Below are 6,870 nucleotides of genomic sequence, written 5' to 3'. Positions count from 1 at the left end.
GATACAACATCAACTCCTGCTTGGGCTTGGCTTACTGCAACCTTTGCAAGAGTTTCAAGACTTGAATCGTTGTCAATTTTGTCTCCCTTTACCAATCCGCAATGACCAGAACTTGTATACTGACAGAGACACACATCTGCCATTATTGCAATATCATTTCCAAGATTTTTTCTTATTTCAGAGATTGTTTTTTGTACAATTCCATTTTGAGTAAAAGCAGAAGTACCATGTTCATCTTTATGTGAAGGTATTCCAAATACCATCACTGCTGGAATTTTTAATTCTGCAATAGAGTGTACTTCGGTTACCACATCAGCAAGTGGAAGCCTTTCCATTCCAGGCATTGAGCTTCCCTGAATTCTTGATTTGAGATCTTCTTGTACAAATATTGGACAGATTAGATCTCTTGGGGATAATCTTACTTCTTCTAAAAGTTCCCTAATTTTACCAGTCTTTCTCAAACGTCGTAGTCTTAAATTAGGAAAAGACATTATACACAAAACACCCTATTTTAGCAATATAATTTGTTACTCTCTTGTCTTATAATCAAAGAGTCTTGTGACAGTTTTTAGGATTTCAGAATCCCCTTGTTCTGAGGCCTTGCGTAGATTATTCATAGGAATGGACATGATGTCTTCAACAATTGCTTGTGTGAGTTGGTCAATAATTCGTATCCTTTGTTCATCTTTTTCTCCCAACATTGAGAGTGCCTTTTTGAGTTCCTTTACTCGTGCTTGGTCTATCTCCTTGAAGACATTAGTTACAATGGGCTCTACCTCAAGTCTTTTCATTGCTGCTTCTACTACAGGCAATTCTTCATTAATTATATGCTCTGCTGATGATACTACACCCATCCTGTTTTTCATGTTCTTTTCAACCATCTCTGCAATTTGATCCAGGTTCATCACCTTGACTTTGTCTATTTCTGATACCTTGTCATCGACAGTTCGTGGATTAGAAAGATCCATTATGAGCATTCCATTTTTTCTAGACTCCATCGCTTCTTTTACTCGTTCATGTGTAACAAGAAAATATGGTGCAACCGTAGCTACAAACAGTACATCAATTGATTTGAAATTGGCGGTTGCTTGTTCAAATTGCATTGGTTTTCCACCTGCAGTCTCTGCAAAAGCCTTTGAGCGCTCAAACGTTCTGCTGGTTACAAGAAAATCGATATCTCTTTTTTTGAGAGATTTTGCCACAAGACTTGCTGCTTCTCCAGTTCCAATCAACAAAATATGCTTTGATTTTAAGTCGTCAATGTTTTCTTCTGCAAGATTTACTGCCATGGAACCAATCGATATGCTTCCCTTGCTAATTCCTGTTGCCTGGCGTACGCGAGTTCCAATTTTTATTGCCTTGTCAAACAAAGTATTGAGATTATCGCCTGATGCCTTTAGTCCCTTTGCCGTGCTGATTGATTCTTTTACTTGGCCAAGTATCTGCTCTTCCCCAATTACAAGAGAGTCAAGACCAGACGTAAGTTTGAGCAGATGAGTGTATGCGTCAGTTCCCTGACTTATCTCAAGGTTTTCCACNGCCTTTAGTTCCTTTGCCGTGCTGATTGATTCTTTTACTTGGCCAAGTATCTGCTCTTCTCCAATTACAAGAGAGTCAAGACCAGAGGTAAGTTTGAGCAGATGAGTGTATGCATCAGTTCCCTTGCTTATCTCAAGGTTTTCCTTGAATGCATTTTCTTCAAGTCCTGCAACAGATGCCCATGTTTTTTTTATCTTGGCAAGATCTGCAGAAGTGGTACATCCAAAGAGTTCCACTCTATTACAGGTTTGTAGTATGACACACTCTTGCAATCCAGAATGTTTTAGAAATGATTCATAGGCAGAATCTAGATCTGGAAAAGTAAACCTTTCAAGCATGTGAATTGGAGATTTTCTAAAAGTAACTCTAGCGTTGATTACATCACTTGTCATATTAGATCACCTAACATTGCCATAACCCGCTTCTGTGCTTTTTTTAGATTTCCGTCTCGTATTAATTGTTTAACCTGATTGTCATTCATGACACTGTAGAGGAACTTTTTTCGTTCGGGAAACGTGGGAAGTTTGTCCTTTACGGCCTTTCTTGCAAAATCCTGTAATTTTATGTGGTAAATGTCCTCTTTTTTTATTACTTTTTTAAAGATCTCTTCTGCCTGAAGTTTTAGTTTTCTTGCCATTGCAGGACTTCGTCCACCTGTAGATACTGCAATTTGGACTGTATCTTCGATGTTTATCACAGAACCAAATGCAAAGTCACTGACCTCTGGATCATCTGCAGCATATGCATAGCATCGCATGGATTTTGCCTGTTCTACAATTTTACGATTAAGTTCCTTGTCATCAGTTGTTGCTAATACCATGAATGGTTTGTATTTTTTTAAAAAGTTTGCGTTGACAAGCCTCATCTTCTTGAAAGAGATCTTTTTTTGTTTGACATAGTTTTGTATTTGCCTGTTGGTTGAATCACTGATAAGAAGAATCTTACATTCTTGGGTCAATAACGTATTTACTTTTTTGAGGCCTTCATTTCCTCCTCCTACCACAATGACCAAATTTCCTCGAAGATTTAGATCAATTATCAACGGATCTTCGCTGACTAGAAATGATATTTATAGATTCTATGACAAACTAGGTAACGTTTTTAATTGTAAGATAGGTTTTCCATGTCACATGGACAAGCTGGATAAAGAGATTCTAAATGAGATCCAGTGGACTTTTCCGTTGACTCCAAAACCATACGAGGTCATGGCAAAGAAGTTTGGCCTATCAAACGAAGAGTTGATGAAAAGACTCGTATCACTAAAAGAAGCAGGTATAATCAGACAGATTAGCGCAATATTTGACACACGAAAACTAGGATACAAAAGTGCACTTGTTGCAATGGCAATTGACCCAGACAAATTAGATGATGTTGCAAATCAAGTAAACAGACACCCAGGTGTAAGTCACAATTATGAGAGAAATCATGAATACAACTTGTGGTTCACTCTTGCAGTACCTCCAGGATCTGATCTAAAGACAGAGATTGACAAGTTTTCAAAATTATCAGGAATTCAAAAAACAAGGCTCCTTCCAACAATCAAGCTCTTCAAGATTGGAGTAAAACTTGAGATGGTGGAAGAAAAAAAATCAGACATTAAACCATCAGAGGAGAAGAAAAAGATAACAGATGCCAAGTTTGTTGCAACAGAAGAGGAAAAAAACTACATACGTGAACTACAAAAAGATCTAGAGATAGTTGAAAGGCCATTTTTAAAATCCGCACAAAAGCTTGGAATAACTGAAGAGCAAGTTCTTGAAAAGATAAGACAATATGAAGAGACAGGAATAATGCGAAGATTTGCAGCCATCTTAAGACACAGAGAAGTTGGCTTTACTGCAAACGGCATGATAGTATGGAAGGTTCCAGATGAGAAAATTGAAGAAGTTGGCGCAAAGCTTGGCGCGTTTCCACAGATAAGCCACTGCTACCAGAGACCTGTATACCAGGACTGGCCATACAGCGTGTTTTCAATGGTTCACTGCAAGTCAATTGCTGAAGCAGAAGACATGGCAAAAGAGATTCAAAAACAAGTCAATGTCAACGAGTACAAGATTTTATTCAGTTCCAGGGAATTCAAAAAGACCCGTGTTGAATATTTTGTAGAACACGAGTTTAACATCGAAGATCCGATTACGGCATAATATTATAAAATAAATTTCTAGGAGAGCTCAACCAGTGACTCGGTAGCAGATGCTAGCGTTACCTTGATTGAGATTATCTTGCTTTTGTACATGAAGAATTTTTTTCCAGACAGGTTTGTATCCCCTGAGACACGTACTAGTCCGGAATTGTGTAGCCTGCGAACCCACCTATACACTTGGGTCAGAGGAATCCCAGAAATTGAGCTGATGTCATATGCCGATTTTGGGGCTTCAATTGTGGATCGGAGTATCTGCATGGCTTGATCATTTGCCATGATTTTTAAAATATTGTCTGCATCCTTGTTTTCAAGAGTTCTGCCTTGTTGTAATACTTGCATGGGTATGATACCAAGGCATAAAATATAACAAGAACGATTTGACTGTATTCATTTGCAAACAGATGCAATCATTTGCAATTATTTATTCAGAGAACTTGAATGACATCATGCCCGAGTTGTACTCAAAATCAACTTTTTTCTCCAAGACTTCTCTGAAGATCAAGCCAAGCACCGTAGTATGGTACAAGGACCAGTTCTCACCAAGATCGTGTTTGATGATAAACGTATGAGCATTATTTTTGATATTATGATTTATTTCAATTGATGATGCACGCATTCTTGCTTCAAACCAAGTGATGAACGAATTTAGATTAAAGTCACCTTGCATAAATAATGCCGTATCCCGTACTACATTTTTTCCAATACGAGTTGCCATTTCAATAGTGTGTTCCTTTGTCAGATTTCCAAAAAGTTCCAAGATGATTGGTTTTGCGATTGGAATCATTCCCACCTTTGCTTCATACATGTCCCACTCTACGTATCTTTTGAATATGTGATTGACAAATGTATTAAGACTGGTCTCGCGATGTTCAGATTCAGAACGAAGCTTGTTGAGCACGTCTTCATCTATTCGAAACGTCATAGTCGACGTCTTTTTTTGATTGAGCGACACTTTACTTACGTAAATTCCTCTTTGAATATAATTTGTTTTATTTCTCCCAGTCTGGAAGCCTTAGGCAGTTTGTACCGAGGCCTTTAGATCATATGAAGGCCATTGGTTGAAAAGTCCGATTATCTCGTTTTTGTCATTATCGTTTAGATACTTGCCATCAGACATTGCCGCAAACATTTCAATCTCTTCTTCACTTACAACGGTAGGCAATACNTGACAAATGTATTAAGACTGGTCTCGCGATGTTCAGATTCCAAGCGAAGTTTATTGAGCACATCTTCATCTATTCGAAACGTCATGGTTGACGTCTTTTTTTGATTGAGAGACACTTTACCTACGTTAATTCCTTCTTTGAATATAATTTGTTTTATTTCTTCCAGTCTGGAAACCTAGGCAGTTTGTACAGAGGCCTTTAGGTCATATGAGGGCCATTGGTTGAAAAGTCCAATTATCTCGTTTTTGTCATTATCGTTTAGATACTTTCCATCAGACATTGTCGCAAACATCTCAATCTCTTCTTCGCTTACAACGGTAGGCAATACAGATGACACAGGCCCTTGTGACAAGATGAACTTGATTGCAAGCTCAGTAATGTTCAAGCCGTTTCTTTTTGCAACAGGCATCAGTTGGTCTACTTTCTTTAGCGCCTCTTGTACCCAGTCACCACTTCTTACAGAACGGTGATCCTTTTCGCTGATCTTTGTATTTGCATTGACTTTTCCTGTCAATATGCCAGATGCATCAGGAACACGGACCAAGATTCCAACGTTGTTCTTTTCTGCTTCGTCAATTAGTGTATTTCCAGGATTTTGCTCAAGAATGTTATAGACAGTCTGGACTGCTGCAGTGTTTGTCACCTTCATTGATTCAAGTCCCTCTTGGGTCCATCCGATGGCAGGACCAAGAGCTATTTGGTAACTTTTGATTATTCCTTGCTTTGTCTTTTCGTCTAGGAATTCAAAAATTTTCTTATCCCGTATGGTATGTATTTTTGGATTGTGCAATCCGTATACATCAACGTAATCGGTTTGTAATCGTTCAAGACTTTGTTTTAGTGCAAAATCTGTAAATTCAGTTGTAAACTTTTGTGGAAGTTCCTTGTGGCCTATTTGCTCGTTTGAATAAATGTCATAGCCATATTTTGTAGATAATACCACTTGGTCTCTCATTCCAGAGAAGACCTCACCTATTAGCTTCTCACTTTTTCCTCTTCCATAGATATCTCCTGTCTCAAAATAATTAATTCCTAGATCAAATGCACGCTTGAGCATCCTCTTGGCTTCATCGTCTTCAATTTTTTTGCCCCACCAATCTAGTCCAAGTGTCCATGCGCCAAATCCAATTTCAGATACTGAAATTCCACTCTTTCCTAGTTTTCTATATTTCAATTCACTATACTCCTAAACTCTGATAATTTTTGTTGAAGCTCTGCTTCATTTAAAACAGCTGATCCAGGTTCCGTATTTACATTTAATTCTATCCAAGATTTGCAACCGTGATATTCTGGAAGAACTGGAATCTCGGCTAGTGCAACCTTGTACACCTTAAGAAATATTGCAGTCATTGGTTTTTCTGGCATCCAGTTCATTCGCTCAACCATATACGAGTCGCTCCAGATGTGAAAGTCTGACAACTCTTCTATTTTTTCCATAGAGGATATATCATGTTCTGCAAGCACTTCGGCATAAGATGTGATTCTGTTAAAACCATCTCGTGGTTTTTGTTCTCGCACATCTGCAAGATATCGGTAAAATTGTGATTTTAGAGACGAATTGTCCTGGTGTTCATATGTGGGAAAGAGAGCAAATTTTTTGTCCTCAACCTTAAACCCAGAGCTGGTTTCAAGTATGCCTCCCTTTCGAAGCAAAACGGTTTGGTCTCCATTTTCAAGTGCTGTTATTACAGTAGCCCATTCTTTTAGTGCCTTCATCACCCAAGACTCCTAATCAGAGGAACAATGTCTTTTTTGACACAGACGATCATTGGAGTGTCAACTGCAATGTACCCACTGACCCGAGTTTCCCTCAAGTCCATTATCAGGTCCTGAAACTTGTGCAATGTATCAGTCTCAAATGCAAGCATAAAGTCCTCATCATGTATTCCAAAAGAGTATGTAGTATTGAGCAAGACCTCAGGATACTTGTGTCCAACCTGGATGTGCTCTGCCATCATTTCTTTTCTTTTGTCAAGTGGTAACAGATACCATTCTCGTGTTTTTATGAAAGGATATACGACA

Annotated in this window: 7 protein-coding genes and 3 pseudogenes; 1 reads left to right on the top strand and 9 read right to left on the bottom strand. The window is 38.4% G+C overall.

Annotated features, from left to right (window positions below; all coding sequences use genetic code 11):
• From DYY66_RS14430 to DYY66_RS06460, 4 genes and pseudogenes are all read right to left on the bottom strand, one after another.
• A pseudogene (locus tag DYY66_RS14430) lies at positions 1–491 on the bottom strand (porphobilinogen synthase); the annotation flags it as partial.
• A 36-nt stretch (positions 492–527) separates the two neighbouring features.
• Positions 528–1,538 (bottom strand): annotated as a pseudogene (hemA, locus tag DYY66_RS06465) (glutamyl-tRNA reductase); the annotation flags it as partial.
• A gap of 1 nt (position 1,539) precedes the next feature.
• A pseudogene (locus DYY66_RS14425) lies at positions 1,540–1,931 on the bottom strand (glutamyl-tRNA reductase); the annotation flags it as partial.
• A complete protein-coding gene (locus DYY66_RS06460; protein WP_166287238.1) occupies positions 1,928–2,581 on the bottom strand; it encodes a bifunctional precorrin-2 dehydrogenase/sirohydrochlorin ferrochelatase in 654 nt (217 codons plus the stop codon). The gene DYY66_RS06460 and the pseudogene DYY66_RS14425, both read right to left, overlap by 4 nt.
• 88 nt (positions 2,582–2,669) lie before the next feature.
• On the opposite strand from DYY66_RS06460, the gene DYY66_RS06455 reads away from it, so the two are divergent.
• Positions 2,670–3,683, top strand: a complete 1,014-nt coding sequence (locus DYY66_RS06455) for an Lrp/AsnC family transcriptional regulator (RefSeq protein ID WP_166287235.1) — start codon at positions 2,670–2,672, stop codon at positions 3,681–3,683.
• A gap of 17 nt (positions 3,684–3,700) precedes the next feature.
• Here the strand turns inward: DYY66_RS06455 and DYY66_RS06450 are convergent, their stop codons facing one another.
• The 5 genes from DYY66_RS06450 to DYY66_RS14420 form a co-directional block, all read right to left on the bottom strand.
• The gene (locus DYY66_RS06450) at positions 3,701–4,021 is read right to left on the bottom strand and encodes a TrmB family transcriptional regulator (protein ID WP_166287232.1); all 321 of its coding nucleotides are present in this window, start codon (positions 4,019–4,021) and stop codon (positions 3,701–3,703) included.
• An 82-nt stretch (positions 4,022–4,103) separates the two neighbouring features.
• A complete protein-coding gene (locus DYY66_RS06445) occupies positions 4,104–4,604 on the bottom strand; it encodes a hypothetical protein (protein WP_218583635.1) in 501 nt (166 codons plus the stop codon).
• A gap of 419 nt (positions 4,605–5,023) precedes the next feature.
• Positions 5,024–6,022 (bottom strand): aldo/keto reductase, encoded by a 999-nt coding sequence (locus tag DYY66_RS06435; protein ID WP_166287226.1) that lies wholly within the window; start codon positions 6,020–6,022, stop codon positions 5,024–5,026.
• On the bottom strand, positions 6,019–6,564 hold the full coding sequence (locus tag DYY66_RS06430) for a DUF1802 family protein (protein ID WP_166287223.1): 546 nt from the start codon (positions 6,562–6,564) through the stop codon (positions 6,019–6,021). The genes DYY66_RS06435 and DYY66_RS06430 overlap by 4 nt, the downstream gene beginning before the upstream one ends.
• The coding region (locus DYY66_RS14420) for a chlorite dismutase family protein (protein ID WP_255496242.1) at positions 6,564–6,870 on the bottom strand (307 nt) is incomplete at its 5' end. The genes DYY66_RS14420 and DYY66_RS06430, both read right to left, overlap by 1 nt.

It is taken from the genome of Candidatus Nitrosotalea sp. FS, from assembly GCF_011319475.1.
GTDB lineage: Archaea > Thermoproteota > Nitrososphaeria > Nitrososphaerales > Nitrosopumilaceae > Nitrosotalea.
Note: the sequence above shows the minus strand (reverse complement) of the source record. Positions and strands in the feature narration are given on the sequence as shown.

What these genes read in the sequence shown, in the direction of transcription:
- DYY66_RS06455 (WP_166287235.1), top strand. Translation starts at nt 2,670, where the DNA reads ATGGACAAGCTGGATAAAGAGATTCTAAATGAGATCCAGTGGACTTTT.
- DYY66_RS06450 (WP_166287232.1), bottom strand. Translation starts at nt 4,021, where the DNA reads ATGCAAGTATTACAACAAGGCAGAACTCTTGAAAACAAGGATGCAGAC.
- DYY66_RS06445 (WP_218583635.1), bottom strand. Translation starts at nt 4,604, where the DNA reads ATGACGTTTCGAATAGATGAAGACGTGCTCAACAAGCTTCGTTCTGAA.
- DYY66_RS06430 (WP_166287223.1), bottom strand. Translation starts at nt 6,564, where the DNA reads ATGAAGGCACTAAAAGAATGGGCTACTGTAATAACAGCACTTGAAAAT.